We start from the raw sequence: 1,442 nt of genomic DNA on the forward strand, positions 1-1,442 counted from the left end.
CCCCCTGAAGAGAACCCAGCCAAGTGATGAGCCGAAGACAACTGACCATCTCCGTATCCTCTGTAGCCCTGGTGGTGGCCACAGGGATGCTGTTGTTGCTGCTGTGGCAACTGCGCAGCTTGGTGCTGACGGTGATGATCGCGGTGGTGGTGGCGGCAGCGCTGGCTCCCCTGGTGGATCTGGCCGAGCGATTACGCATCCCCCGCTGGCTGGGGGTTGTGCTGGTGTATTTGAGCTTAATTGCCGGGATTGCCGGCTTGGCTCTGCTCATTGGCCCAACGGTGGCGACTCAGACCCAGCGGTTGCTAGCGAGGTTGCCCTTCTATCTGGAGCGACTACAACTGCTGGTGGACACCTGGATTGCCGATCTGGCGGGGGTGGATCCGGCGGCGCTGGACTACTTAAACCAGTTGCTCGATCCTCAGTCGTTGATGAGCTGGGCAGTTCGCTCGGGACAACGGGTGCTGGTGCAGTCTTTCGACTTCACCCGCGGTTTGCTGGGTGGTCTGCTAACCACGGTGCTGACCCTCTTCATTTCCGGCTACATGCTGGTGAGCGGCTCTGACTTGGTGCGGGGCTTGGTGGAGTTGTTTCCCTATCCCTGGAATGAGCGGCTTGCTGAGCAGGTACACCCGATGGCCCAGCGCATGGGGGGCTACATTCAGGGGCGGGTGCTGGTCTCTGCCATTTTGGGCGTGATGATCACCGTCTCGCTTCGCTTTCTCGGCCTGTCGGAGTTCGCTCTGGCGCTGGGGGTGATCGCTGGGTTTACCAACCTTATCCCCTTCATTGGGCCGGTACTGGGATCCCTGCCCGCTTTGGTGGTGGCAATCGTTCAGGGGGGCTGGACTTTTTTGTGGGTGCTGATCCTATATGTTGCCGTTCAAAACCTGGAAACCTATGTGTTGGATCCTCTGTTGGTGGGATCCTCGGTGCGGGTGAAGCCCTTGTATCAGTTGCTGGCGGTGCTGGGGGGCACCCAGTTGTTGGGTATTGTTGGGGCGGTGATCGCCCCCCCGTGGGTGGCGGGTATGGCGGTGCTGCTGGAGAACCTCTATCTGAAGCCCAAGCAGGAGGCAGAGGTTCGAGCCAGGCTGTATGCTCGGGCCACCGAGGCTGCTGGTTCTTTGGCTTTGCCGGGGATGGATCCTGCCGACGCGAGCAGCCCAGAGCCATCTTTTTCCTCTCGTCCGAATGACTCGTCAAACGAGCCGGAAGGGTTGCCACAGAAAGAAAGTCTCTCGCCTGCGGATCCCGTAGCCGGAAGAAGTCCTTATTAGCAAGCTTCTCATCTGATTCGCCTCTGTTGCTCTCGGAGAAGGGCTGCTGTGGTTTTGGGTAGGGTGCGCATCTCAGCGGTGACGGGCATCGAGGATGAACAGAGCACTGCCTACGACGAACAGGAGGCTGGCTCCTATCCCCAGCAGGGTTTGGACAACCTT

The 1,442-nt window shown here is 59.7% G+C and carries 1 protein-coding gene; it reads left to right on the top strand.

Annotation, left to right across the window (positions count from 1 at the left end):
• Window positions 1-26: 26 nt before the first annotated feature.
• Window positions 27-1,280, top strand: coding sequence for an AI-2E family transporter (locus NW820_RS12340; RefSeq protein ID WP_414407639.1), 1,254 nt, complete (start codon window positions 27-29; stop codon window positions 1,278-1,280).
• The last annotated feature ends 162 nt before the right edge of the window (window positions 1,281-1,442 follow it).

Source organism: Synechococcus sp. R55.7, assembly GCF_047461955.1.
Taxonomy (GTDB): Bacteria; Cyanobacteriota; Cyanobacteriia; order Thermostichales; family Thermostichaceae; genus Thermostichus.